At 72.0% G+C, this 26,424-nt stretch carries 20 protein-coding genes and 1 pseudogene; 12 read left to right on the top strand and 9 right to left on the bottom strand.

The window, feature by feature from the left end:
* Window positions 1-1,154: pseudogene (locus tag VLK66_RS10345) on the top strand (hypothetical protein); the annotation flags it as partial.
* A 376-nt stretch (window positions 1,155-1,530) separates the two neighbouring features.
* Here VLK66_RS10345 and VLK66_RS10340 read toward each other — a convergent pair.
* Both VLK66_RS10340 and VLK66_RS10335 read right to left on the bottom strand, forming a co-directional pair.
* Window positions 1,531-2,175 carry a hypothetical protein gene (locus VLK66_RS10340; protein ID WP_325309328.1) on the bottom strand — a complete coding sequence of 215 codons (645 nt, stop codon included), beginning with the start codon at window positions 2,173-2,175 and terminating at the stop codon, window positions 1,531-1,533.
* A gap of 803 nt (window positions 2,176-2,978) precedes the next feature.
* Window positions 2,979-3,857 carry a helix-turn-helix domain-containing protein gene (locus tag VLK66_RS10335; protein WP_325309327.1) on the bottom strand — a complete coding sequence of 293 codons (879 nt, stop codon included), beginning with the start codon at window positions 3,855-3,857 and terminating at the stop codon, window positions 2,979-2,981.
* 594 nt (window positions 3,858-4,451) lie between these two features.
* Between VLK66_RS10335 and VLK66_RS10330 the strand changes: the two genes are divergently transcribed.
* The 9 genes from VLK66_RS10330 to VLK66_RS10290 all read left to right on the top strand — a co-directional run bounded on the left by VLK66_RS10330 (window position 4,452) and on the right by VLK66_RS10290 (window position 17,479).
* Complete coding sequence (locus VLK66_RS10330; protein WP_325309326.1) at window positions 4,452-5,714, top strand: PLP-dependent aminotransferase family protein; 1,263 nt, start codon at window positions 4,452-4,454, stop codon at window positions 5,712-5,714.
* A gap of 193 nt (window positions 5,715-5,907) precedes the next feature.
* On the top strand, window positions 5,908-10,941 hold the full coding sequence (locus VLK66_RS10325; RefSeq protein WP_325309325.1) for a non-ribosomal peptide synthetase: 5,034 nt from the start codon (window positions 5,908-5,910) through the stop codon (window positions 10,939-10,941).
* Between the two features lie 282 nt (window positions 10,942-11,223).
* Window positions 11,224-12,633: an MFS transporter gene (locus VLK66_RS10320; protein ID WP_325309324.1), complete on the top strand. Its 1,410-nt coding sequence runs from the start codon at window positions 11,224-11,226 to the stop codon at window positions 12,631-12,633.
* Window positions 12,634-12,690: 57 nt separating this feature from the next.
* Window positions 12,691-12,909 carry an MbtH family protein gene (locus VLK66_RS10315; RefSeq protein ID WP_325309323.1) on the top strand — a complete coding sequence of 73 codons (219 nt, stop codon included), beginning with the start codon at window positions 12,691-12,693 and terminating at the stop codon, window positions 12,907-12,909.
* 94 nt (window positions 12,910-13,003) lie between these two features.
* Window positions 13,004-13,879: a 3-hydroxyacyl-CoA dehydrogenase family protein gene (locus VLK66_RS10310; protein ID WP_325309322.1), complete on the top strand. Its 876-nt coding sequence runs from the start codon at window positions 13,004-13,006 to the stop codon at window positions 13,877-13,879.
* A gap of 223 nt (window positions 13,880-14,102) precedes the next feature.
* Entirely contained in the window at window positions 14,103-14,357 is a 255-nt protein-coding gene (locus VLK66_RS10305; RefSeq protein ID WP_325309321.1) for an acyl carrier protein, read from the top strand.
* Window positions 14,354-15,541: an acyl-CoA dehydrogenase family protein gene (locus tag VLK66_RS10300; protein ID WP_325309320.1), complete on the top strand. Its 1,188-nt coding sequence runs from the start codon at window positions 14,354-14,356 to the stop codon at window positions 15,539-15,541. Before VLK66_RS10305 ends, VLK66_RS10300 begins: the two co-directional genes overlap by 4 nt.
* Before the next feature lie 374 nt (window positions 15,542-15,915).
* Window positions 15,916-16,713 (top strand): thioesterase II family protein, encoded by a 798-nt coding sequence (locus VLK66_RS10295; RefSeq protein WP_325309319.1) that lies wholly within the window; start codon window positions 15,916-15,918, stop codon window positions 16,711-16,713.
* Window positions 16,706-17,479, top strand: coding sequence for a 4'-phosphopantetheinyl transferase family protein (locus VLK66_RS10290; protein ID WP_325309318.1), 774 nt, complete (start codon window positions 16,706-16,708; stop codon window positions 17,477-17,479). Before VLK66_RS10295 ends, VLK66_RS10290 begins: the two co-directional genes overlap by 8 nt.
* Before the next feature lie 379 nt (window positions 17,480-17,858).
* Here the strand turns inward: VLK66_RS10290 and VLK66_RS10285 are convergent, their stop codons facing one another.
* Window positions 17,859-18,743, bottom strand: coding sequence for a helix-turn-helix domain-containing protein (locus VLK66_RS10285; protein ID WP_325309317.1), 885 nt, complete (start codon window positions 18,741-18,743; stop codon window positions 17,859-17,861).
* 134 nt (window positions 18,744-18,877) lie between these two features.
* Between VLK66_RS10285 and VLK66_RS10280 the strand changes: the two genes are divergently transcribed.
* Window positions 18,878-19,090: a hypothetical protein gene (locus VLK66_RS10280; protein WP_325309316.1), complete on the top strand. Its 213-nt coding sequence runs from the start codon at window positions 18,878-18,880 to the stop codon at window positions 19,088-19,090.
* A gap of 73 nt (window positions 19,091-19,163) precedes the next feature.
* Here VLK66_RS10280 and VLK66_RS10275 read toward each other — a convergent pair whose 3' ends face one another.
* The 4 genes from VLK66_RS10275 to VLK66_RS10260 all read right to left on the bottom strand — a co-directional run bounded on the left by VLK66_RS10275 (window position 19,164) and on the right by VLK66_RS10260 (window position 23,824).
* Window positions 19,164-20,456 carry a tetratricopeptide repeat protein gene (locus VLK66_RS10275; RefSeq protein ID WP_325309315.1) on the bottom strand — a complete coding sequence of 431 codons (1,293 nt, stop codon included), beginning with the start codon at window positions 20,454-20,456 and terminating at the stop codon, window positions 19,164-19,166.
* Between the two features lie 231 nt (window positions 20,457-20,687).
* Window positions 20,688-22,997: an ATP-dependent Clp protease ATP-binding subunit ClpA gene (gene clpA / locus VLK66_RS10270; protein ID WP_325309314.1), complete on the bottom strand. Its 2,310-nt coding sequence runs from the start codon at window positions 22,995-22,997 to the stop codon at window positions 20,688-20,690.
* Between the two features lie 51 nt (window positions 22,998-23,048).
* Entirely contained in the window at window positions 23,049-23,450 is a 402-nt protein-coding gene (locus VLK66_RS10265) for an ATP-dependent Clp protease adaptor ClpS (RefSeq protein WP_325309313.1), read from the bottom strand.
* Window positions 23,447-23,824 (bottom strand): helix-turn-helix domain-containing protein, encoded by a 378-nt coding sequence (locus VLK66_RS10260; RefSeq protein WP_325309312.1) that lies wholly within the window; start codon window positions 23,822-23,824, stop codon window positions 23,447-23,449. Before VLK66_RS10260 ends, VLK66_RS10265 begins: the two co-directional genes overlap by 4 nt.
* Window positions 23,825-23,958: 134 nt before the next feature.
* Between VLK66_RS10260 and VLK66_RS10255 the strand changes: the two genes are divergently transcribed.
* Window positions 23,959-24,834 (top strand): SDR family oxidoreductase, encoded by an 876-nt coding sequence (locus tag VLK66_RS10255; RefSeq protein ID WP_325309311.1) that lies wholly within the window; start codon window positions 23,959-23,961, stop codon window positions 24,832-24,834.
* A 90-nt stretch (window positions 24,835-24,924) separates the two neighbouring features.
* Here VLK66_RS10255 and VLK66_RS10250 read toward each other — a convergent pair whose 3' ends face one another.
* Complete coding sequence (locus tag VLK66_RS10250; protein WP_325309310.1) at window positions 24,925-25,152, bottom strand: DUF2188 domain-containing protein; 228 nt, start codon at window positions 25,150-25,152, stop codon at window positions 24,925-24,927.
* Window positions 25,153-25,288: 136 nt separating this feature from the next.
* Complete coding sequence (locus VLK66_RS10245; protein ID WP_325309309.1) at window positions 25,289-26,395, bottom strand: SPFH domain-containing protein; 1,107 nt, start codon at window positions 26,393-26,395, stop codon at window positions 25,289-25,291.
* Window positions 26,396-26,424 lie beyond the last annotated feature (29 nt).

Genomic DNA, 26,424 nt, shown 5'->3' with positions numbered 1-26,424 from the left:
TGACGCCGATCTCGGCGGCGCCCGGCTGGCAGCCGGGACGCGCGCTGGGTGGCGTGGACGGCCGCATCCCCGACCTGGTGCGCTTCTGCGTGGAGCAGGGGACGCTGGCACCCTCCGCCGGCAATCGCCAGCCGTGGCGCTTCTCGTGGGACGGCGAGCGGCTGTGGGTGCTGCACGACCGCGGCCGCTCGGCCTCGCTGCTCGACCCCAACCACCGCGCGGCGCACCTGGCGCTCGGGGCGGCGGTCGAGAACGTGGCCGTGGCCGCCGCGCACCGCGGCATCCGCGCGCGCACCGAGACCTTCCCGCGCCCGCGCGACCCGTCGGTGGCCGCCGCCATCACCTTCGAGGCGGCGGACGAGGGGGTGGACGACGACGCCGCGCTCTTCCCGCTGCTCGCGGAGCGCCTCACCAACCGCCGCGTGGCGCGCCGCGTCCCGCTGAGTGCGGGCGCCATGACGCAGCTGGCCGACGCCGCCCGGGTGCGCGGCGCGCGGCTGGACCTGCTGACGGGCGACGAGGAGCTGGCCGAGCTGGCCCGCGTCGTGGGCGCGGGCGAGCGGATCCGCCACCTCACCCGCGAGCTGCACCGCGAGATGGTGGACGAGCTGCGCTGGAGCCGCGACGAGGCGCTCCGCGCGGGCGACGGCATTCCGGTCGACGCGCTGGAGATGACGGCGCGCGAGCGGGCGGCGCTGAGGGTGGCGGCGCGGCCGGAGGTTGCGGCGGCGCTGCGCGAGCTGGGCGGCGGGCGCGTGTTCCAGGAGCGCACGGAGCGGTCGGTGCTGCGCTCCTCGGCCGTGGGGCTGGTGACGGTGGGCGGCATCGCGCCGGCGTCGGCGCTGCGCGGCGGGCGCGCGGTGGAGCGGGTGTGGCTCACGGCGGCGGGGCTGGGGCTCGCCTTCCAGCCCGTCACGTCGCTGGTCTACATGTTCGAGATGCTGGACGGCAGCGCCGCCACCGTCTTCTCCGCGCGCGAGCGCGAGGAGCTGCGCGGCCTGCGGGCGCGCTTCGACGCGCTCTTCCGGGCGGCGGAGGGAAACACGCGGCTGATGCTCTTCCGCGTGGCGGTGGCCGGAGCGCCCAGCGCCCGCGCGCCACGCTTGCCGCTGGAGTCGGTGCTCACCTGGGGCCGCCCCGCCATGGCGGCCTGACCACGCGCGCCGGCGCGGCAGAACGCCCGCGCGCCGGCTCTGATCGCGATCACATTCGGGCTGATGGCATACATGAGCGAGCCGGACGCGGTGGGCGCGCCCGGCTCGTTCCAGTGGAGATCTGGCGGGACAGGGAGAGGGACGGAAGCGCGGTGGAAGGCGGCTGAAGCCGCATCAACAACTACGGAAAGCCTCGCAAACTGCGCGAGGCTTCAACAGCATATCGGACGGGCGCAGAAGCTCGTGCTCACGCGGATGCCAGCCTGCGCAGCAGGCTTCCCGTGGTTGTTGCCGTGGCTCCAACCGCCCTTGGGATCTCGTGGGCTGTCGAGATCTCCGGGCCTCGAGGAGAACTCGATCTCGGAAACTTCGGGGATCAGGGAATCCCCATCACCTTGTGCGTCTGCACGGACAGGCGCCACGGCGGACCTAGCTCCATCACCGCGCGCACCGTCTCGGCGTAGTTGGGCCCACCGTTGCCGGGGATGTCGATCGGCTGCAGGAAGTAGTGCCCGAAGCGTGTCCCCTCGGCGATGCGGCGCACCGCCTCCACGTTGGGGGTGATGCCGGGTGCGCTGGTGCCGGAGAAGAGCAGCTTCAGCTCGTCTCCCTCCTTCTGCGCGAACCCGGCCTGCTTGGGGCTGATGGTGAGCCAGTCGACGAGCGACCGGTCCACCGGCCGCGAGCCGTTGGATTCCATGGAGATGCGGTAGCCGCGCGCCCGCAGCGCGTCGGAGAGCGGCCGGTCCAGCTGCAGGCTCGGCTCGCCGCCCGTTGCCACGAGCAACAGCCCGGGCCGCTCGCCGCCGAACCCCTCGTCCGCGGCCTGCCGGACCAGCGCCAGCGTGCCCTCCACGTCCTCGGTGTAGACCGCCTTCACCCAGTCGGTGTCGCACCACGGGCACACGTCGTAGCCCAGGTTGCACCCCGCGAAGCGCAGGAAAACCGAGGGCGTCCCGGCCTGCGCGCCCTCGCCCTGCAGGGTGGCGAACACTTCCCTGATCCCGTACCGCTTAGCCATTCGTTTCCGCCACCGAGACCCGAATTCCACTCCGGAACAAGCCGGTTCCTGAAGATACACCCGCCCGAACGCCCACTCCATAGCGCTCCCGGGCGGATTTCGCACCACTTGGAGCCATCTCCCACGACCTGCAACGGGAGATGGGACGCCCATGTCCCATGAGGTGTCCTCCCCAGGTCCCATCGCCCCACCCGTGCCAAGCCCCACAAAAAGCCAAGTCATTGCTGCACAACGAGATGCCATCAGGGGAACGGATGGCCCCGCAGTTGCTTTCTCCCGTAGGCGAAGAACGGGGGGACAGCGTCCGCAGGACCCTGGCAGTATCAAAAACTCGAGAACCCGCAGTACCAGCCCGCCCAGTCTTACCGCAGCACTTCCCCGCCCCCGACGCCCTCGGCGCTGCCCGACCCCCGCTTGAAGGCCCGGAGCCACCCGGCTCCGGGCCTTCCCCTTTGGGGGTGCGAAAGTGCGGCTCCCCCGGCATCCGCGCCGCCCTCTCCCCGCGCCCGAGAGCGCTCGCCCTCTCCCGTACCGGGCGAGGGGGGCTGTCCGGCACGGGCGCACCCTGCAGCCCCTGCTCACGCCAAAGTTTCCCCATGCCGGTGATGCCTGATAGCTACCTCTCCCGGTACGGGAGAGGTGGACGGCCTAAGCCGGCCGGAGAGGGCGCGATGCCGCGGAGACGCGAAGAAGCCCGGGCTCGCACCCGGGCTCCGCATCGCCCCAACCTCGGCATCGCATGACCCCGCAGAGCGGGAGCAGTTCCGTACTCTCGTACTTTCATACTCCCGCACTGCGGTCGATCAGTTCGCCGCGCCGGCACCCGCGGTCTTGGCCGCCCGCGCTTCCGCGCGCTCGGCCTTGCGGCGCGCACGGCCGCTCTCGCGCGTGTCCTCCAGCTCGGCCAGGAACTTCTCGCTCGCCGTGGCGAAGGCACCCTCCTGGCGCAGCTCGGTCAGCAGCACGCCCGTGAACTCCTGCACCGCGCGGCGCAGCGAGCTGTCGCTGGCGTAGCCGCAGGTGTAGGCCACGGAGAGCACCGTCTGGCCGGGGTCGTCCAGCAGCTCGCAGGCAAGGAGCACGCGCATCCAGGCCAGCACGCGGCGTGGCGGCGGCAGGTCCGCCTGCTCGGCCCAGCGCAGCAGCGTGCGCTCGGAAAGGCGCAGGCTGGCGGCCAGGTCGCGCCCGTGGCCGCCCTCGGCCACCACCTCGGCGGCGGCCATCAGCAGCGTCCGCGCGCGCCCGCTCAGCGTGGGCGGCAGCGAGCGCTCCAGCAGGCTCTGCAGCGGCCGCCCCTGCGCCGAGCGAAGGCGGCGGCTGATCGCCTCGAGGGTGTCTTCCTCATCCAGCGCGATCACCTCCTTCACCCCCCACTCGCCCAGCGTGCGCAGGTCGCGCACGCGCTGGCGCTTCACCTCCAGCGCGGCGATCACGGTGGCCGTGGGGTACTCCCACAGCAGCGAGCGCAGGTCGGGCGCGAGCTCGGCCTCGGCGCCGTAGCTGTGGGTGTACGGGTCCACCACCACCAGCGCGGCGGGCGGGGCCTCCTTTAGCGCCGTGCGCAGTCCGTCCCAGTCGTTCACGAACTGGCTCTTGAAGCGCTGGCTCCCGATCCGGCGCAGGCGTTCCTTGAACACCGCGTCGGAGTGGAGGACGATGAGGGGGCGTAGAACGGGCTGCATATCCTGTCGTTCCTGGTTCCGGTCAACGTACCGGTGTCGGGTCGCGTCATACGCGAGACGTACATCAAGCTAACCGATCCGTCCCCCGCAGTCCAGAGCTTTCTCACGGAGAGCGCGGGGGACGGAGATCGCTCGGCGAGGTCCGCCGCGTCTCCGCACCTCCATGTGCGGACCGGGAGCGCCGTCCCGGTCGACAGGCTTGGAGCCGCGTTCCGATGCCCGGGCGAGCACGCGCGTCAGCCGGAAAAGCAGATGTTTTTCGGCGGAGCGTGCGCGCCTCAGAGGACCATCCATTCGCGCCTATCTCGTTGTGGCCACGACGTTTCGTCCCGCGGTGTATTCTGTGTATCAGTTTCCCGCGCGTCCCTTGCACTGTGCCAATCCGCTTGTTATTCTTGCCGACCGCGGCGGAGGGAGGGTGGTTCCCAGCCCCGTTTCCATCGCGCCATCGCAGGTACACCGGCCGCACGGACGCCCGCCGTCCATGCCCACCCCGCCCCGCGGCCGGGTTCCCAGAACGCGAATTCTTTCACGCGGCACTTCCACCCGCCGCCTGCCTCCGCCGTCAGTGGCGGGGATAGCAGAGGTCCATCGATGGCTCCCGATCCGTCTCCGTTCGCCTCGCGTTCCACCCCCGCGCCACCCGCGGCCGCCGATCCGGCGCTCGCCGCGCTGCCGCTGGCCGCCTGGACGCGCGACCTGCGCCCCTCCACCATCGCCGCCATGATGGGGCACATGGCGCGGCCCGGCGTCATCTCCTTCGCCCTGGGCCTTCCCGCGCCGGAGCTCTTTCCGGTCGACGACTACGTGGCCGCGGCGGAGCGCGTCCTCCGCTCCGACACCGGCGCGCTGCAGTACCGCGCGCAGCATCTCCCGCTGAAGGAGCAGGTGGTGGAGCTGATGGCGCGCCGCGGCGTGCGCTGCCGCGCGGAGCAGGTGTTCCTGACCACCGGCGCGCAGCAGGCGCTGGCGCTCCTCGCCCGGCTCTTCCTGGAGCCCCGCGGGCAGGTGATCTGCGAGCGGCTGGTCTACATGGGCTTCCAGCAGGTGATCGAGCCGTACCAGCCGCGCGTCCTCCCCGTTGCCAGCGACCTGGAGACGGGGCTGGACGTGGACCGCGTGGAGAAGCACCTGCGCGACGGCGCGCGGCCGGCGTTCATCTACTGCATCACCGACGGCCACAACCCGCTGGGGGTCAGCGTCAGCCTGGAGAAGCGCATCCGCCTGGCCGAGCTGGCGCGCACGTACCGCGTGCCGGTGATCGAGGACGACGCGTACGGGCTGCTGCACTACGGCGATCCGCTTCCGCCGCTGCGGGCGATGGAGGACCGCTGGGTCTTCCACGTGGGCTCGTTCAGCAAGGTGATGGCGCCCGGCTTCCGCTGCGGCTGGGCCGTGGTCCCCGAGGAGCTGGTGCCGATGCTGGGGTGCGCCAAGGACGGCGCCGACATCGACACCTCCACCTTCGCGCACCGCCTGGTTTCCGAGTACCTGCGCGCCGGCGGCTTCGACGCGCACCTGGAGCGCGTCCGCGGCGCCTACCGCGAGCGGCGCGACGCCATGCTGGCCGCGCTGGCCCGCCACTTCCCCGCGGGCACGCGGTGGAGCGTGCCCCGCCACGGCGCGCTGGTCTGGGCCGAGCTCCCCGAAGGCTTCGACACCGGCGCGCTGCTGATGCCCGCGCTGGAGGGCGAGGACGTGGCCTTCGTTCCCGGCACCGCCTTTTCGTTCGACGGGCGCGGCGGCACGCGGGGGATGCGGCTGAACTTCAGCTTTCCCCCGGTCGCGCAGATCGAGGACGGGATCGCGCGGCTGGGCCGCGTGATCCGCGACCACCGCCCGCGCGCGGCGGCCTGAGCTCTCCCCGCGCCGGGAGATCCGCATCTCCCGGCGCACGCAGTCTCCCCCTCAGCAGGTCCCCACCCGCGGCGCCGCCCACCGGCGCGCGGCCGATGCCCGAGCAGGCCTTTCAGCCCCCCGACGGCCGCCATCCACAACGGCGGGCGCGGCGCGGGCACCCCCGAAACGCCCCCTGCCGACGGATGGCCCGATGACCGCGACCGACCTTTCCACCAGCTGCATCCACCCGCTCTTCGAAACCCGGGCCGCGGCGCACCCCGCCCGCGACGCGCTGCGCTGGCGCGGCGAGACCCTCGCCTACGCGGAGCTGGACGCGCGCGCCAACCGCCTCGCCCACCACCTCCGCGCGCTCGGCGCCGGGCCGGAAGTCGCCGTCGGCGTCTTCCTTCCCCGCACCCCGGACCTCGTGGCCGCCCTCCTCGCCGTGCTGAAGGCGGGGGCGGCGTACGTCCCGCTCGACCCCGCGTATCCCCCGGAACGCGTGGAGTACATGCTGGGCGACACCCGCGTCCCCGTGCTGATCACCACCGCGGCGCTGGCCGAGCGCGTCCCCCACTTCGGCGGCGCGATCGTCCGCGTGGACGCGGACGCGGCGGAGATCGCGGCGCGCCCGGCCGAGTCCCCCGCCGCCGCCGTCCACCCCGAGAACCTGGCCTACGTCATCTACACCTCCGGGTCGACGGGACGGCCCAAGGGGGTGCAGATCGAGCACCGCAACACCGTGCCCGTGCTGCGCTGGCTGAAGGAAACGGTGTCGGACGACGAGCGCGCCTCGGTGCTGGCCTCCACCTCCGTCTGCTTCGACGTCTCCATCGCGGAGATCTTCGGCACGCTCTGCTGGGGCGGCACGCTCGTCCTGGTCGAGAACGCCCTCTCCCTCGCCGCCCTCGGCGAGCCGGTGACGACCGTGGCGATGGTGCCCAGCGCGGCGGCCGAGCTGCTGCGGATGGGCGCGATCCCCGACTGCACGCGCACCTTCCTGCTGGGCGGCGAGCCGCTGCGCAACGAGCTGGCGCAGCGGCTGTACGCGCTGGGCCACGTGGACCGCGTGCTGAACCTCTACGGGCCGACGGAGGACACGACCTACTCCACCTGCAAGGAGGTGGAGACGGGGCGCGAGCGGGCGATGACGGTCGGCCGCCCGGTCCGCGGCACCATGGCGCGCGTGCTGGACGAGGCCATGCGGCCGGTGTGGGACGGGGATACGGGCGAGGTGTGGATGGCCGGCGCCGGCGTCACCCGCGGCTACCTTGGCGCGCCGGCGATGACGGCGGAGCGCTATCGCCCCGACCCGCTGGGCGGCCCCGGCGCGCGGATGTACCGCACCGGCGACCTGGGGCGCGTGCTGCCCGACGGCGACCTGGAGTGCCTGGGGCGGATGGACCACCAGGTGAAGGTGCGCGGCTTCCGCGTGGAGCCGGGAGAGATCGAGACCGCGCTGGCCGCGCACCCCGCCGTGCGCGAGGCCGTGGTCACCGCGTGGGAGGACCGCGGCGAGAAGCGCCTGGCGGCCTACGTGGTTCCCGAGGGCGCCGCGCCGGGGACGGCCGAGCTGCGCGAGCACCTGCGCGGCCGCGTTCCCGAGTACATGGTGCCGGACGCGTTCACCTTCCTCTCGGACCTTCCACACACGCCCAACGGCAAGGTCGACCGGCTGGCGCTCCCCGCGCCGCGGCCCGACCGCGAGGGCTCGGGCGAGTACGTGGCACCGCGCACCCCCGAAGAGGCGGCGCTGGCGCGCATCTGGTGCGAGGTGCTGGGCATCGACCGGGTGGGCGTGCGCGACGACTTCTTCGAGCTGGGCGGCCACTCGCTGCTGGCCACGCAGATCGCCGCGCGGGTGCGGCAGCAGATGCAGCTGGAGCTGCCGCTGGGAACGCTCTTCGCCATGCCCACGGTGGAGGAGCTGGCGCGGCAATTGGCGGACGCGGCGGCGCCGGTCCCGTCCTCGACGCAGATCCCCCGGGCCCCGCGCGACCGGCCGCTCCCGCTGTCGTATCCGCAGGAGACCGTCTGGTTCTTCCAGCACCTGAAGCCGGACATGCGCTCCTACAACTTCCAGGCGACGGTGCGCATCCGCGGCGCGCTGGACGCGGAGGCGCTGCGGGCCGCGCTGGAGGAGATCGTCCGCCGCCACGAGATCTTCCGCACGGTCTTCCCCGCGGTCGACGGCGCCCCCGCGCAGGTCGTCCAGGAGCCGTGGCCCGTCCATCTCCCCGTCGAGGACCTCTCCCATCTCGAAGTGGACGAGCAGCGGGGGGAGATGGAGCGGCGAATGAAGGAGGAGTTCCGCCGCCCGTTCCACATCGACGCGCTGCCGCTGGTGCGGTGGACGCTCTTCAGGATGGACGAAGACGAGCACGTCCTTCTCGCCATCGAGCAGCACCTCGTCCACGACGGGTGGAGCTTCGGCGTCTTCCTGCGCGAGCTCACCGCGCTCTACCCCGCCTTCGCCCGCGGCGAATCTCCCGATCTCGCCCCGCCCGCCGTGCAGTTCGCCGACTACGCGGCCTGGCAGCGCGCATGGATGCAGACCGACGAGGCGCGCGAGCACCTGGAGTGGTGGAAGCACCGGCTCGCGGGCGTGGCGCCCGTGCTGGAGATCCCCGCCGACCGCCCGCGCCCGGCGGAGATGAGCTTCCGCGGCAGCAGCCACCGCGTGCGCCTCCCCAAGGAGCTCTACGAGGCGGCGGACGCGTTCAGCCGGCGGCACGGGGTCACGCTGTTCATGACGCTCTTCGCCGCCTTCGAGGCGCTGATGCACCGCTACACCGGCGAGACGGACTTCTGCGTGGGCAGCGGCGTGGCCGGGCGGCGGCTGCGGGAAACCGAGGACCTGATCGGGATGATGGTCAACACCATCCCCATCCGCGCCGACGTGAGCGGCGACCCCGCGTTCGAGGAGCTGGTGGAGCGCGTCCGCACCGCCGCGGTGGAGACCTACCAGCACCAGGACGTCCCCTTCGTGGAGATCGTGGGCGCCGTGCACCCCGAGCGCTCGCGCGGCCACCTTCCCGTCTTCCAGGTCGCCTTCAACTTCCACCACGCCCCGTACCCCGAGCTGCGGCTGGGAGGCGCGGAGATCGAGATCGAGGAGGGGCTGGGGAACGAGAGCGCCAAGTTCGACCTGAACATCATCGTCATCCCCCGCGCCCACCAGCACGCGGGAAGCGAGGTGGTGATGATCTGGGAGTTCGCCGAGGACCTGTTCGACGCGGCAACCGTGCGGCGGATGATCGGCCACTTCGAGGCCGTGCTGGGATCCGCGCTGGCCGACCCCTCCACCCGCGTCTCGCGGCTCCGCATGCTCCCCGTGGAGGAGGAGCGCGGCGTGCTGGCCCTCGCCGGGCGCGCGGCCCCCTTCCCGCGCGAGGCCACGCTGCACGGGCTGGTCGCCGGGCAGGCGCGGGAGCGGCCCGACGCGGCGGCGATCGAGCACGGCCCCCGCACCGTCACCTACGCCGAGCTGGAGACGGCGGGAGACGGGGTCGCCGCCGCGCTGCGGAAGCTGGGCGTGCGCGCGGAGGACCGCGTGGCCGTGGCCATGGAGCGCTCGGCGGAGCTGGTGATGGGGATCCTGGGCGCGCTGAAGGCGGGCGCCGCCTACGTCCCGCTCGACCCCGAGTACCCGGCGGAGCGGCTGGCCTTCATGCTGGCCGACTCCGGCGCGAAGGCGCTGGTCGTCCGCGACCGCGTTCCCGCCACCCTCGCCGGGTGGAGCGGCCCCGTGGTCTCCCTCGCCGCGCTGGGGAACAGGTCGGGAAAATCCGGCATGTCGCCCGATCTCGATTCGCAGGCGGCCGCGTACGTCGTCTACACCTCCGGGTCCACCGGGAAGCCGAAGGGGAGCGTGATCTCGCACCGCGCGGCCGTGCGCCTGGTCCGCGGCGCCGACTACCTGCAGCCGCGCGCGGGCGACCGGATGGGGCACGCCGCGGCGCCGTCGTTCGACGCGGCCGCGTGGGAGATCTGGGCGCCGCTCGCCAACGGCGGCACCCTGGTCGTCATCGACCGCGACGACCTGCTGTCGCCGCAGCGCCTGGGCGCGCTGATCCGCGCAAGGCGGGTGAACGCGCTGTTCCTGACCACCGCGCTCTTCAGCCAGGTGGCGCACGAGGCGCCCGGCACCTTCGCCCCGCTGCGCGACCTGCTCACCGGCGGCGAGGCGGCCGATCCGGCGGCCTTCCGGCGCGTGCTGGAGGCGTGCCGGGGAACGCGGCTGGTGAACATGTACGGCCCCAGCGAGAACTCCACCTACGCGTCGTGGCACGAGGTGAAGAGCGTCCCCGACGCGGCCGCGTCGGTCCCCATCGGCGGCCCGGTGGCCAACACCACGCTGTACGTGCTGGACGCCTCGCTCCGCCCTGTCCCCTCCGGCGTCCCCGGCGAGCTGTATGTGGGCGGCGAGGGACTGTCGCGCGGCTACCTGGGGCGGCCGGGGCTCACCGCGGCCGTCTTCCTCCCCAACCCGTTCGCCGCCGCGCCGGGCGCGCGGATGTACCGGACCGGCGACCGCGTGCGCTGGCACGGCGGCGCGCTGGAGTTCCTGGGGCGCGCCGACCACCAGGTGAAGATCCGCGGCTTCCGCGTGGAGCCGGGGGAGATCGAGGCGGTGCTGCAGCATCACCCCTCCGTGGGCGAGGCCGTCGTCGTCGCGCGCGAGGACGTGCCCGGCGAGCGCTACCTGGCCGCGTACGTGGCGCCCACGGCGTGGCGGGCCATCTCCGTCCCCGAGCTGCGCGAGCACCTGGGCGGGCGCCTTCCCGCGTGGATGGTTCCCGCGGCCTTCGTGGTGATGGACGCGCTGCCGAAGACGCCGGGCGGCAAGGTGGATCGCCGCGCCCTGCCGATGCCGGACGCCGCCGCCGCGCACGACGAGGGCACCGCCTTCGCCGCCCCGGAGACGGAGACGGAGCGCGCGGTGGCGGAGATCTGGCGCGAGGTGCTGGGGCTGGACCGCGTGGGGGCGACGGACGACTTCTTCGACCTGGGCGGGCACTCGCTGAAGGCCACGCGCATCCTCACCCGCGTGGGCGCGCGCCTCGGCGTGGAGCTCCCCGTCGGCGTGATCTTCGACCACCCCACCGTCCGCGGGATCGCCGCGCTGGTGGACGAGCGCCGCGCCGCCGCCGCCGAGCCCGACGACGAGCTGCTGGCCTGGCTGGAGAACCTGAGCGAGGAAGAAGCCGAGCGCCTGCTGGCCGACCGCGCCGGCGGCGGGTGATTCGGTCGATGGCGGATACGGAGCGGGCGCTTGTACCGGCGTCCTCTCCGTGTCCGTCCTCCCCGCTCCCCGGGCGACGCAAGGCGGCTTCGCATGCGTGCACTTCGTAACCAATTCCGTGGGCGGGCGGGGAGGTTTCAAAAAGCTCGCTAAACGTGTTAGATTGGTCGCCTCCCGCCGCCCCGTCGTGGAAACGGATGGCGGGAGGGAGGAACCGCCGCCGATCTCCCGGCCCGTCCGGGCGTGCGCCCGCCGGACGGGCTTCGCGACCCCTGGACCCCGATGAAGCCAGACGGCACCCCACCCCTGCGCCAGAGCCTCGGCGAGCTGCGCCCCTTCCTGATCGTGTGGGCGGGGCAGCTGGTGAGCGCGCTGGGTTCGGGGCTCACCGCGTTCGCCGTGGCGGTGGTGGTGTACCAGCGCACCGGCTCGGCCGAGGCGTTCGGGCTGCTGATGTTCGCCTGGATCTTCCCGGCGCTGGTCCTTTCCCCGGTGGCGGGAGCGCTGGTGGACCGCTGGGACCGGCGCCGCCTGCTGATCGTGGCCGACACCGGCTCGGGGCTGCTCACGCTGGCCACCGCCGCGCTGGTGCTGAACGGGCACTTCGAGGTCTGGTACCTGTTCGTGACCTCGGCGCTGGCCTCGGCCATCGCCTCGTTCCAGGACCCGGCGCTCACCGCCGCCGTGGCGGCCATCGTGCCGCGCAGCCAGTACGGCCGCGCCATCGGCCTGCTGCAGGTGATGCAGCCGGTGAGCATGATCGTGGCGCCCGTCATCGCCGGCGTGCTGATCGCCACCATCGGGCTGGGCGGGATCATGGCCATCGACGGCGCCACCTACCTGGCCGCCGTCGGCGGGCTGGTCTGGGTTGCCATTCCCTCGCCCCGGCAGGCGCCGTCCACGGAGGACGCGGCCGCCGGAGCGCGCGCGGCGCTGCGGCGCTTCGTGGCCGAGGCGGCGGTGGGGTGGCGCTTCGTGCGCGAGCGACCGGGGCTGCTGGGGTTGCTGGTGTGCATCGCCCTGGTGAACTTCTGGGTCTCGTTCGTGAACCCGCTGCTGGCGCCCATGGTGCTGAGCTTCACCACGCCGGTGCAGTTCGCCGCGGTGCAGGCGTCGGTGGGCGTGGGCGCGGTGCTGGGCGGCATCGCCATGGGCGCGTGGGGCGGCCCGCGCAACCGCATCGCCGGCGTGCTGGCCGCCATCGTGGTCATCGGCGTGACCATGGCGGGGCTGGGGATCCGCTCCATCCCCGTCATCGCCGGGCTCCTTTTCGTGTGGGCCGCGGTGTCGCCGCTGATGCTGACCAGCGGCATGTCGATCTGGATGACCAAGACGCCGCAGGAGCTGATGGGGCGCGTGGCGGCCGTGCGGCGGATGGTGCTGATGTCCATGATCCCCGTGGCGGTGCTGGTGGCCGGGCCGCTGGCCGAGCGCGTGTTCGAGCCGCTGATGATGCCGGGCGCCGCCCTGGCCGCGAGCGCCGGCGCGCTGATCGGCGTGGGGAAGGGGCGCGGCGTGGCGCTGATGTTCATCCTCCTGGGCGTGCTGGTGGTGCTCACCGCCGCCGGGGGATGGCTGGTGCCCTCCATCCGCCACGTGGAGCGCGACGTCCCCGACGCGCCGCACCCGCACCCCGACGGCGAGCCGGTGCCCGAGGCGCCGCCGGTTCCCGAGCTGGCCGCCGCCGACTGACGGCGGCCGCTGATGCAGTTCTCACCCCGATCCATCCGAAACCAGCAGGAGCGCGAGATGAGCGACGAACGCGAGGATACCACCATCTACATGGCGGTGGTGAACGACGAGGAGCAGTACTCCATCTGGCCGGCCGACCGCGAGCTGCCGCTGGGGTGGAAGGACACCGGGAAGCACGGGCTGAAGCCCGAGGTGCTGGCCTGGATCGAGGAAGTGTGGACCGACATGCGTCCCAAGTCGCTCCGCGACAAGATGCAGGCGGCGGGGCTGGAGTAAGCTCCGTGTGCGACGGGCGTTCCGGCCACGAGCCGGACGCCCGCGCGCCCCGCCCGCCCGACGGACTCCAAATCGAACGCAGAACGGAAGAGGAATGTCAGAGAACCAGGCGGCGCCGCGCACCGTGGGTGTGGTGGGCGCCGGGGTGATGGGCGTGGGGGTGGCGCAGAACCTGGCGCAGACCGGCCACCGCGTGATCCTGCTGGACGTGAGCGACGAGGTGCTGGCCCGCGCGCGCGCCGAGATCGAGAAGGGGCTGCGCTTCCACGGGATGTTCACGAAGCAGAAGACGGCCGGCCCCGCGCCCGCCGAGGTGCTGGCGCGCATCGACTTCACCACCAGCTACGACGGCTTCGCCGCGGCGGACTTCGTCATCGAGAACGTCACGGAGAAGTGGGAGCTGAAGAGCCCCGTCTACCCCGTGCTCGACCGCGTCTGCCCGCCGCACGCCTGCTTCGCGGCCAACACCTCCGCGTACTCCATCACCCGCATCGGCTCGCTGACGCAGCGGGCGGACCGGGTGCTGGGGATGCACTTCATGAACCCCGTTCCGCTGAAGCCCACGGTGGAGGTGATCCGCGCCTTCCACACGTCGCAGGCCACCATCGACACCGCGCAGGCGCTGCTCGGGGCCATGGGGAAGGAGGGGATCGTGGTCAACGACATGCCCGGCTTCGTCAGCAACCGCGTGCTGATGCTGACCATCAACGAGGCCGTGTGGCTGGTGCAGGACCAGGTGGCCGCCGCCGAGGACGTGGACCGCATCTTCAAGACCTGCTTCGGGCACAGGATGGGGCCGCTGGAAACGGCGGACCTGATCGGGCTGGACACCATCCTGTACAGCGTCGAGGTGCTCTACGAGAGCTACAACGACAGCAAGTACCGCCCCTGCCCGCTGCTGAAGAAGATGGTCGATGCCGGCCTGCACGGCCGCAAGAACGGCCGCGGCTTCTACGACTACGGTGTCTGAGCCGCGGTCCCCAAATCCCGGCGCGACTGTCGACGCGCCGGGATCGGCCGTGAGCGCCGATGCCGCATACCGAGCGGACCAGCCTCGCGCAGTTTGCGAGGCTTCCCGTAGTTGTTGCTGCGGCTTCAGCCGCCGGTGAGGGGTCCGGCCGCGATCGAATCTGCTCGTCCCGCCGATCGTCCGGGTGGCGGGGGCAACACCACAACACTTCGAGGAATGCAGGATGAACGACGAAGAGATCCGTACGAAGCTGCGCGCGTTCGTGGGCCGCTTCTTTCGCGGGCATGACCTTCAGGACGGGGAAGACTTCTTCGCCAGCGGCTTCGTGAACTCCATGTTCGCCATGCAGCTGGTGCAGTTCGTGGAGAGCGACTTCGGCGTCACGGTCGATTCCGACGATCTGGACATCGACAACTTCCGCTCGATCGACGCGCTCTCGGCGTTCGTGGAGCGCAAGCTGGGCGCGCCCGCGGCGTGACCGCCCTGTCCGCGCCGCCCGTGGACGCCGTCCCCGAGCCCGCGCTCCGCATGGACCTTGGACCCGCGCAGGAGGCGGCGCGCGCGGAGTTCGCCGCGTTCGCCGACGCGCACGTGGCGCCGCACGCCGGCGCGTGGGACCGCGCGGGCATCACCCCGCCCGACGCCATCCGCCGCCTCGCGGAATCCGGCTGGCTGGGCGCCGTCGTCCCGTGCGAGCAGGGCGGCGCGGGGATGGGCTGGGTGACGTTCGGGCTGCTGAACGAGGAGCTGGGCCGCGCCTGCTCGTCGCTGCGCTCGCTGCTGACCGTGCACAGCATGGCCTCGTACGCCGTGCTGCGCTGGGGCTCGCGCGCGCAGAAGGAGCGCTGGCTCGGCCCCCTCGCGCGCGGCGAGGCGATCGGCGCCTTCGCGCTCAGCGAGCCCAACGTGGGCAGCGACGCCTCCGCGGTGGAGACGGTCGCGACGGCGGATGGCGATGGGTACGTGCTGCGCGGCACGAAGAAGTGGACCACGTACGGGCAGATCGCCGACGTCTTCCTCCTCTTCGCCAAGCTGGAGGGGAAGCCCGTCGCCTTCCTGCTGGAGCGCGGCACGCCGGGGTTCCAGACGGTGCCGCTGGAGATCGCCGGGACGCGCGCGTCGATGCTGGCCGAGCTGCGCCTGGACGGCTGCCGCGTGCCCAGGGAGGCGCGCCTCGGCGGCGCCGGCTTCGGACTGGCGATCGCCGTGGCCACGCTGGAGGTGGGGCGCTACAGCGTGGCCTGCGGCTCGGCGGGGATCGTGCGCGCCTGCCTGGATGCGTCGCTGGCGTACGCGGCCACGCGCCAGCAGTTCGGCGCGGCGATCGGCGAGCACCAGCTGGTGCAGCGGATGCTGGCGAACATGACCGCCGATCAGCGCGCCGCGCACTCGCTGTGCATGCGCGCCGGCTGGCTCCGCGACCAGGTCGACCCCGCGGCCGCGCACGAGACCTTCATCGCCAAGTACTTCGCCAGCACGGCGGCCACCCGCGCCGCGCTGGACGCGGTGCAGATCCACGGCGCCAACGGCCTGACGGACGCGTACCCCGTCGAGCGCTACCTGCGCGATTCGCGGGTGATGGAGATCATCGAGGGAAGCACGCAGATCCAGCAGGTCGCCATCGCGCGCGGCGAGCTGGAGATGCACCGCCGCGCACGGTAGCCTCCGGCACGACGCTCACCCGGCGGCGGCGCGGATGCCGGTCGCGCGCCGGGATGCATGAAAGCAGTCCCGCAGGGACTTCGTGCCGTTGTTGCCGCGAATTCATTCGCCCGGCCAGATGCGGGTCCTCGCGACCGTCCTTCGCAGGCGCTGCGTGAGGGATGCGCGCCCGGAGGGCCGGGACCCGCCGCGCGCGCCATGATGCCGCGAATCCGCACCGCCGCCTGGCGCGGCGGGGCCCGGCGCCGTTGGGCAGCGTAGTTTGCTGCCCTACGGCGCGCGCAGCCCGTTTGGGCGTCTCGGCGCCCAACACGCCCAAAACCGCCGTTCGTCCGTTCGACCGAACCAGCACCACACCGAGCCCGGCCAGCCCCGTGACCCATTCGTCCCCGCCGCCCCGACCCGACCGCCCCAGCCCGTGGGTCGTGTTCCCGCGCCCCAACCCCGGCGCGCGGCTGCGGCTGTTCTGCTTTCCGTTCGCCGGCGGCGGCGCCTCGATCTTCGCGCCGTGGGCGCGGCTCCTTCCGCCCGAGGTGGAGCTGGTGGCCGTGCAGCTCCCCGGCCGCGAGAGCCGCCTCTCCGAGCCCGCGTTCAGCGACATCGACGCGCTGACGCCGCGGCTGGGCGCCGAGCTGGCGCCGTTCATGGACCGGCCGTTTGCGCTGTTCGGGCACAGCAACGGCGGGCTGATGGCGTTCGAGCTGGCGCGCCTGCTCCGCCGCGAGGGACGGCGCGGGCTGGTGCACCTGTTCGTTTCCGCGCGCCCGGCGCCGCAGCTGCCGCTCACCGACCCGCCGCTGCACGCGCTCCCGCACGACCAGTTCCTGGACGCGCTGCGGCGCTTCAACGGCACGCCCGAAGAGGTGCTGCAGAACCCGGAGATCATGGAGCTGATCGTCCCCATGCTCCGCGCCGACTTCTCGCTCGGCGAGACCTACCGCTACACCCCCGAGGCGCCGCTGGCCGTCCCGCTCTCCGCGTACGGCGGCGTGCGGGACCTGGAGGTGCCGCCGCACCAGGTGGAGCCCTGGCGCGAGCAGACCAGCGCCGCCTTCCAGCTCCGCATGATCGGCGGCGACCACTTCTTCATCGTGGGCGAGCGGGAGAAGTTCCTCCGCGAGCTGAACCTGGAGCTGCGCGGGGTGCTGGCCCGGCTGGTGGTGCATGCCTGAGCCGGCCTGGGAGCCGGCGCCGCCGCGCCCCGCGCTCGCCGCCGACGAGGTGCACGTCTGGCGCGCCTCCCTCGCCGCGACGCCGGACGAGCTGGCGCGGTACCACGCCGTACTCTCCGCCGACGAGCGCGAGCGCGCCGCGCGCTTCCGCTTCGAGGTGCACCGCGACCGCTTCATCGCCGGGCGCGGCATCCAGCGGCAGGTGCTGGCGCGCTATCTGGGCGCCGACCCGGCCGCGCTCCGCTACCGCCTGGCCGAGCACGGCAAGCCCGCGCTCGACGGCCCCGAGGCGGCGGGCGGCCTGCGCTTCAACGTCTCCAACTCCGGCGACGGGCTGCTGATCGCCCTTGCCCTCGGCCGCGAGCTGGGCGTGGACCTGGAGGCCGTCCTCCCCGTCGGCGACCGCGACGCCGTGGCCCGCCGCTTCTTCTCCGTCCCCGAGAACCAGGTCTACGACTCCATCCCCGACGAGGCGCGCGACCTGGCCTTCTTCACCTGCTGGACGCGCAAGGAAGCGTACATCAAGGCCATCGGCGAGGGGCTCACCATGCCGCTCGACCGCTTCGACGTCACCCTGCGCCCCGGCGAGCCCGCGCACCTGCTCTGCACCCGCGGCACCCCGGACGAGGCCGCGCGCTGGACGCTGCGCGAGCTGGACCCCGGCCCCGGCTGGCTCGGCGCCCTTGCCGTCGAGGGCGGCGGCTGGTCGCTCCGCCTCTTCGACTGGGACCCCGCCCGCCCGCTCGTCGTCTCCGAACGGCGGTAGAACGGCGGAACGACGGAACGCGGGTGTGGGCGTGTCCCTCCGCTGCGCTCCGGGCCGGCTGCGCGCGCGGTAGGCAACGATACGACCGTTGCCAACCGCGCCAGGCCCCCGCCGCGCCGGGCATCTTCCCGATCCCCCCGACCGTCCCCGCACGCGCGTCGGGTTCCCGGCCCTTCGGGCGCGCATCCCTCACGCATCCGCGCCCGCGCGCACCACACCTGTCGCGCGCGCACGACACATCCCCCGACACCATTTTCCACTCGCGGCCTCCGTGGACAGCCCGGCGCTCCCGTTCGGTATGCGACTCTTTTGCGACTTTCTTGGAGATTCTGGCGGTGGACGGACCGGCTGAAACGGACGCGGGGCCGAGCGCCCTCGCTCAGCCCCGCGGCTTCCGCCTGGCCTTCCGCCGGGTTCGCCGGCCCTCGTCGAACGCCTTCTGCTTCCAGGTTTCCTTCCCCCAGTTCTTCACCTCCGCCAGCTCGTCCAGGAACCGCCGCGCGGCGGCCGAGAACGCGCCCTCGCGGCGCAGCACGGTGGGCACCGTGCCCAGGAAGTCCTGCATCGCGCGCCGCAGGCTGCTGTCCGACGAGTAGCCGCACGCGTAGGCCACGCTCAGCACCGTGCGTCCGGGGTCGTCCAGCAGCGACGCGGCCAGCAGGATGCGCATCCACGCCATCAGCCGCCGCGGCGGCGGCAGCGCGGCGCGCTCGGACCAGCGCAGCACGGTGCGTTCGGAGAGGTGCATCGCCTTGGCCAGGTCCCGCCCCCGCCCCCCCATCGACACCACCTCGGCCGCCGTCATCAACAGCGTCCGCGCCCGGCCGGACATCGCCTGCGGCAGGCAGCGCTGCAGCAGGTTCTGCAGCGGCCGCCCCTGCGCCGACCGCAGCCGCCGCGTGATCGCCTCCTGCGTGTCCTCCTCGCCGATGGAGATGATGTCGGTGACGCCCCACTCGCCCAGCGTACGCACGTCGTGCGAGCGCCCCGGCCGCAGCTCCATGGCCGCCACCACCGTGGCCGAGGGGAACTCCCACAGCAGCGCCCGCAGCTCCTGCGCGAGCTGCAGCCCGTCCTTGCTCCCCGACGAGTACGGGTCCACCAGCAGCAGCGCCGCGGGCGGCGCGTCCGGCAGCGCGGCGCGCAGCGACTCCCAGTCGGCAAGAAAACTGCAGTCGAATGTCGCGCTCGTGTACCGCCGGACGTGCTCCCGGAACGCACCATTCGAGTGCATCACGATGAGCGGCCGCGGGCTGGTGACCATGGGTGGCGTGAATTATACGGTGTGAGGGGAAAGGAGGATGGGCGCGCGGGCGGCGATGTCGCCATCATTCACCGCGCGTGGACGCTGTCTACGTCCGTCAACTCGAGGTTCTCCCCCCACAAACTGGAACACCCATGAAGACCGCCCGGTTCCTCCTGGCCTGCGCTGCCGTTTCCGTGCTCGCCGCCTGCGGCAGCCAGACGATCACCGCTCCGGTCGAGCCCCCCGCCCGCCCTCACGCCGACGAAGCCGCCTGCGTGAAGGTTACCGTTCTCAACCCGGACGGCACCACCACCGAAGTCTGCGCCAGCACCAACAACAGCGGCATGATGGGTAGCGGATCGTAACCGCTCTGTCGATAGCAAGCAAATGGCCGGCCGGGGTGTCCAACCCCGGCCGGCCATTCGTATTCAACTCAACTCAGACACCGGCGTATGACTCGAGCGAACGCACCATCTCGTGCGCCAGCGAGTCAGCCTGGTCCGCTCCCCGGCCGGCACGCGCGGCAACCGCCTTCTCGACCGAGCGCCCGTTCCGGATCGACTCCAGGATCCCTTCACCGCGCACGAGCACGGTCGGCTCATTACGCTCCGTCGCCACGTCGAGTGCACGCTCCGCGACCTGCTCGGCGCGATCCCACTCACCCATGCTCGCCGCGCCGCGCGCCATCTCGAGCAGCGAGTCAGCCAGAACGGGAATCGCCGCGGCCTCACGGGTGAGCTTCATCGCTTCATTCCACGTCTTGCGGAACCTCTCGCGGTCCCCGGACCCACCTGCGGAGCGGATGATGTTCGCGCGGACCATCAGTTGGTGCTGCATGTCCGAGAAGAGCGGAAGCAGCGCCTCGAACACCTGCAGCGCGCGCGCGAAGTAGCCCTGGTTCATCCACGAGTACGCAATGTCGTGCGCCAGCGCCGGAAGCCGTTGGTGGTCAGGACCGTAAGCCCGGAACGCCTGCCGTGCAAAGTGCTCGGCCTGCTCGGTACGACCGGTTTCTGTGGCGATCACGAACAGATCGTGCGAAGCTCGGCCGACGATCTGCGCGATACCCTTTCGCTTCCCAGAGCGCAGCGCCTTGATGTGCATCCGCTGAGCCATGGGGAAGTTGCCGCGGTCGCGCGCCATGTTGCCGAGCGCCAGGTACGCGCGCCCATACGAGTCCCAGTCGCCGATCTGCCGGGCGATCATGATGGCGTGGCGGAACCAGGTCTCGGCACGGGGCATCTCGCCGCGCTGGCGGGCCTGCTGCCCCACGGCCAGCGCGAGCGTCGCGCTGCGCGGGGCGCCGAGGGCAGCGGTCTGGGTGAAGGCGAGCGAGGTGGCGTCGTAGCCCTGCTGCTCGGCCCATTCGGCGATGGTGCGGCACGCTTCGGCGAGCGTGTCGCCGTTCGTGGCCTCGGGGGCACCGAGGAGGCGGCCCACCGCGACCAGGGCGTCCACGATCCCGCTGGGAACGTCGGCCGAGAGGAGGTCCTCCAGCCGGCGCTGGCCCGCGTCCGCCGCGAAGAGCTTGCCGCGCTCCTGCGGCTCGGCGGTGGCCCAGAACATCACGTTCCGGTACGCCTGCCAGAGCAGCACGCCGGTTTCGCCCGGAACTTCGCGGAGGATCTCCATCCCCTCGAGGGTCTCGGCGGAACCGCGGATGAGCGGGGGCGGGGTGCGCCAGCGGCGGGGCGCGCGGGGTTGCGCGCTGCGGGTACGGGTGGCCTTCATCTATCGTCTCCTCGGGTCAGTCGATGCCAAATGCGGACCGGTTCTGTGCACTTTCTGTATACTATATGCGACCGGTGGGCAAAACGCCAACATTTTCGTGCGTCTGCTCCGGCCAGGAGTAGCAGGAACGGTGCCGTTTCCGCCACACCTCCGAACAATCGAGCACTCCTGCACTATTCTGGTATCGATCCGGCAGCGATCCTCTGCGGCCTCACCGCGACCGAGACCAGTCTACACTTCTTCGCCGCTTCCGGCAACTATGTCCACGCGGCGGGGCTGGGAGCGGAGCACAAGGCGGCCCTCCTCCACCTTCACCGTAACCGTCCCCCCGTGCTCGAGGCTGCCGAAGAGGATCTCGTCGCCGAGGGGGCGCAGGATCTGGTCCTGGATCAGGCGCGCGAGCGGGCGGGCACCCATCAGCGGATCCAGTCCCCGCTCGGCCAGCCAGGCCCGTGCTCCCTCGCCCAGTATCAGATTGACGCTCCGGGCGGCCAGCCGGTCACTCGTCTCGCCGACCAGGCGGTCGACGATGCGCTCCATCACCGGCAGCGACAGCGGGGCGAAGGCGATGCGGGCGTCCAGCCGGTTGCGGAACTCGGGGGGGAAGGTGCGCTCGAACGCCCGCTCGTCATCCCCACCCGTGGTGCCGGGGGTGAAGCCGGCGCGGCGGCGCGAGAGCTCCTCGGCACCCACGTTGCTGGTCATCACCAGGACCACGTTGCGGAAGTCGGCGTGCTTTCCGTTGTTGTCGGTCAGCTTCCCGTAGTCCATCACCTGCAGCAGCAGGTTGAAGACGTCGGGGTGCGCCTTCTCCACCTCGTCGAGCAGAAGGACGGCGTGCGGGGTGCGGGTGACGGCGTCGGTGAGGAGCCCGGCCTGGTCGAAGCCCACGTATCCCGGTGGCGCGCCGATCAGCCGCGAGACGGTGTGGCGCTCCATGTACTCGCTCATGTCGAAGCGGATCAGCTCGATCCCCATCACCTCGGCCAGCGAGCGGGCGACCTCCGTCTTCCCCACCCCCGTGGGCCCGGTGAAGAGGAAGGAGCCGATCGGCTTGCGCGGCTCGCGGAGCCCCGCGCGGGAAAGCTTGATGGCGGCGGCCAGCTGCTCCAGCGCGGCGTCCTGCCCGAAGACGCGGCGCTTCAGCTCCGCCTCCAGCGTCCGCAGCCGCTCGCGGTCGCTCCCCGCCACGGTCTTGGGGGGGATCTGCGCCATGGAGGCCAGGATGCGCTCCACCACCTCCTCGCCCACGGACGGCCAGTTATCGCCCTCGTCCGTCGTGGAGAGCCGGACGTCGGCGCCTGCCTCGTCGAGGACGTCGATGGCCTTGTCCGGCAGCCGGCGGTCGTGCAGGTAGCGCGCGGACAGCTCGGCGGCGGCGCGGACGGACTCGGGCGTGTAGCGGACGCGGTGGAACTCCTCGTAGCGGCCGCGGAGCCCGTCCAGGATGCGCACCGTCTCCTCGGCCGAGGGCTCGGGGACGTCGATCTTCTGGAAGCGGCGGGCGAGGGCGCGGTCCTTCTCGAAGTGCGAGCGGTGCTCCTCGTACGTGGTCGACCCGATGCAGCGCAGCCCCGCGGCCAGCGCGGGCTTCAGCAGGTTGGATGCGTCCATGCTGCCGCCCGAGGTGCTTCCCGCGCCGACGATGGTGTGGATCTCGTCGATGAAGAGGATGGCGCCCTCGCGCTCCTGCAGCTCGGCCAGCACGCCCTTCAGCCGCTCCTCGAAGTCGCCGCGGTAGCGCGTGCCGGCGAGGAGGGCGCCCATGTCCAGCGCGTAGATCTCGGCGCGGCGCAGGATGGAGGGCACGTCGCCGCCGTGGATCTTCAGCGCGAGCCCCTCCGCGAGCGCCGTCTTGCCAACGCCGGGGTCGCCGACGAAGAGCGGGTTGTTCTTGCGGCGGCGGGCCAGGACGTGGATGGCGCGGCCGATCTCCTTCTCCCTGCCGATCAGCGGGTCGAGCTTCCCCTCCGCGGCCTGGCGGGTGAGGGAGAGGGTGAAGCGCTTCAGCGCCTCGCCGGGCTCGCTGCGCTCCTCGTCTTCCTCGGCCACCTCGTCGTCCGCGCCGACCTCGACGCGGCGGGCGATGCCGGTGGAGGGGCGGCCGGGGCCGTGCGCGGCGGCGCGCATCATGGCCAGCCGGTCGACGCCTTCCTCCTGCAGGAAGTGCACGGCGAAGGACTCGTCCTCGGCGAAGAGGGCGACCAGCACGTTGGTGCCGGTGACCTCGTCGCGGCCCGAGCGGAGCACGTGCAGCGCGGCCTGCTGCACCACGCGGCGGAAGGCGAGCGTGGGGGTGGCGGAGTCCTGCGGGGCGTCGTGCGCGGCCTTCACCTGTTCGGCGAGGAAGCCGTCGACGCGCCGCTTCAGCCGCTCCACGTCGGCGCCCGCCGCGGAGACGGCGGCGGCGGTGGACTCGTCGTGGAGAAGCGCGAAGAGCAGGTGCTCCAGGCCGGCGTAGGCGTGCCCGCGGCGGGCCGCCTCCAGGACGGCCAGGTGCAGGCTGATTTCCAGCTCGGGGCGTAGCGCGGGGCTCGACATCGTTTGCAGGTCAGGTACAATACGGTCCGGAAACGAGCCGGTCTGTAGGAATTATTCCGGCTCCATCGTAAGCAGGAGCGGAAACCCGGCGGCCTCGGCCTCGGCGGTCACGCGCTCGATGCGGGTCTCGGCCTCGTCGCGCGTGAAGGTGCCGGCCACGCCCACGCCCAGGTGGTGCACCTGCAGCATCACGCGGGTGGCGTCGGTCGCCGTCAGGTCGAAGAAGCGCGTCAGCATCTCGACCACGAACTCCATGGTCGTGTAGTCGTCGTTGTGCAGAAGCACGCGGTACAGCGACGGCTTCTTCGTCTTCGGCCGCTCGGCCAGCGCGACGCCTTCCTCGCGCTCCGTCTCCCGGCCGCCGTCTTCCCGGCGCGGCGGCGGGGGCGGATCGCCCTCCCGCCGCGCGGCTCCGGAGGGATGATACACCGGCATCGGATGAACGTGGCTCATGCGGTGGCGGCTTCCGTCCGGCCCGCGCGGGCGCGCTCCACCTCCCAGTAGTGCTCCTCGGCCCAGCGGCAGAGGGCCGAGAGCGGCTCCACCAGCGTCTCGCCCAGCGGGCTTAGCGAATACTCCACGCGCGGGGGGATGACGGCGAAGACCTTCCGCTCCACCAGCCCGTCGCGCTCCAGCCCGCGCAGCGTCTGCGTCAGCATCTTCTGCGACACGCCCTCCACGCCGCGCTGCAGCTCTCCGAAGCGGCGGGTACCGCCGGACAGCACATAGATCACGATCACCGCCCACTTGTCGGCGATCAGGTCCAGCACCTGGCGCGAGCCGCACATCTCGCTGCACACGTTCCCGCGTGCGTCGGTCGATCCCATGGTTACCAGATGGTGGGTATAGAACGATCGGGTGCTTACTTGCTCACCCGCACCTTGCAGTATAACCATTCGCCACGCGCCGGCGGAAGGGTTCGCGCCGGGCGCAGCATCCACGGCGACGAATGGAGGGGCGGATGATCCTGGTGACGGGGGCCACGGGGAAGGTGGGGAGCGAGGTGGCGAGGCAGCTGGCCGCGAAGGGCGAGGCGGTGCGGGTGCTGGCGCGCTCGCCGGAGAAGGCGCGGGCGCTGTTCCCCGCCGGGGTGGAGATCGCGCGCGGCGACCTGACCGACGCGGCGTCGCTGGACGCGGCGCTCGCGGGCGCGGACCGGCTCTTCCTGCTGGCGCCGACGGACCGCGAGCAGGTGGCGATGGAGGTGAACGCGATCGAGGCGGCGAAGCGCGCGGGGGTGAAGCGCGTGGTGAAGCTCTCCGTCCTGGGCGCGGACGAGGAGTCGCCGGTGATCCTGGCGCGCTGGCACCGCGAGGTCGAGAAGGTGCTGGCGGGCTCGGGGATTCCCTTCACGCTGCTGCAGCCGACCTTCTTCATGCAGAACTTCCTGGGGTCGGCGGGGACCATCCAGGCGCAGGGGGCGATCTACGCGCCGGTGCGGGGGCGCACGTCGTTCGTGGATGCGCGCGACATCGCGTCGGTGGCGGTGGCGGCGCTGACGGAGGAGGGGCACGAGGGGAAGACGTACGTCGTCACCGGGCCGGAGGCGATCACCTACGGCCAGGCGGCGGAGCGGATCTCGGCGGTGATCGGGAATTCGGTCGGCTACGTGGAGGTGCCGGCGGAGGCGGCGCGGAGCGGGATGATCGAGGCGGGGATCCCGGACTGGTACGCCGACGACCTGATCGCCCTGTTCGGCATCATCAACGCCGGGTGGACGGAGGAGGTGGTGGACACCGTCCGGACCGTGGCGAAGAAGGAGCCCATCACCTTCGACCAGTTCGCGCGCGACCACGCGCAGGTGTTCGCGGGAACGGGCGAGCTCGCAGGCGTGTGACGCGAAGGGTGCCGCGCGCAGTGACTGAATGAATTCGCTCGCGTGAAAGAAGCGGCCCCGTCCAGCGATTGGACGGGGCCGCCTCGTTCGTCAGCCCGGGGGAGGGTACGGATCCTGTCCGTAGGTGCGCTCGTCCTCGATGGTGCCGTCGCGGCGCCTGATGATGAGCTGGCTCGGCTGGTTCGCCTTTGCCAGCTCCACTCCGCGATCGATCGCATCGGACTTCCTGTCCCACAGGCTGTCTGCCCGCTCCGCGCCTCGCTTCTTGACGCCCCATCGGTCACCGCTGGGGTAGACCTCATAGACGGTTCGCGCCATCCGATCCTCCTCGGGTGAAAGGTTCCATCACGATCCACCGTGGGACGGACCCGACCCGGGCATTTCCCAACTGAACGCGGCCCCGCTCCGGGATGGGAGCGAGGCCACGCGTGCATGGTCCTGCGAGGAAATTGCTTTACTGCGGCGGCAGCGGCGGGGGGACGGCGCCGAAGAGCTGCGACAGCTCGTCCACCTGGCCGGCGGGGGACCACGCGGCCATCCCCTGCTTCCACACCAGCGTCTCGCGGGTCAGGGCGCCGGAGCCGGCCTGCTGGCGGAGCGCGTCGAGGCCGTGCGGTCCGCTCTGCTGGCCGTTCACCGCGACGAAGTACGCGCCCTGCTGCGGGAGCGGCGGCGGCCCGCCGGCGGCCTGTGGCTGCGCGCCGCCCTGGCCCATGGCGTTGGCCATCTGCTGCGCCATCGCGAAGCCCATCCCCATGCCCATCCCCGCGCCGGCGGTGCCACCCGGGTTCTGCGCGGCCAGCGGGATGGACTCGGCGGTCTGGAACTGCGTGTACGCGCCCAGGTCGCCGATCACCCCCATGCTGCTGCGGCGGTCGAGCGCCTTCTCCACCTCTTCCGGAAGGGCGATGCTCTCGATCAGGAACTGCGTGAGCTCCAATCCCCAGGCCGCGAAGTCCGGCACCATCTTCTCGCGGATCAGCCCGCCGATCTCGTCGTAGCGGCTGGCCAGGTCCAGCATGGGGATCTTCGCCTCGCCCAGCGCGTCGATGAAGCGCGAGGTGACCAGCGAGCGCAGCTGCTCGCCGATGTCGCCGGTGGTGAAGACGCCGTTGGTGCCCACGATCTGCGCGATGAACTTGGCGGGCTCGACCACGCGCACCACGTAGGTGCCGAAGGCGCGCAGCCGCACCGGCCCGAACTCGGGGTCGCGCAGCATGATGGGCGCCTTGGTGCCCCACTTCTGGTCGGTGAACTGCTTGGTGGCGACGAAGAAGACCTCGGCCTTGAAGGGCGAGTTGAACCCGTACTTCCACCCGAGGATCGTCGACAGGATCGGCAGGTTCTCGGTGCGCAGCTCGTGGCGGCCGGGGCCGAAGACGTCGGCCACCTGCCCCTGGTTCACGAACACCGCGGCCTGGCCGGGGCGGACGATGAGCTGCGCGCCGTTCTTGATCTCGTTGTCGTGGCCGTCGAACCGGTGCACCATGGTGTCGCCGGTGTCGTCCAGCCACTGGATGATGTCGATCAGCTCGGTCTTGACGAAGTCCCAGAGGCCCATGGGGCGTCTCTCGTTCCGGAGGGGTTCGG

This window comes from Longimicrobium sp. (assembly GCF_035474595.1).
Lineage (GTDB): Bacteria > Gemmatimonadota > Gemmatimonadetes > Longimicrobiales > Longimicrobiaceae > Longimicrobium.
This window is presented reverse-complemented; position numbering and strand designations above follow the sequence as displayed.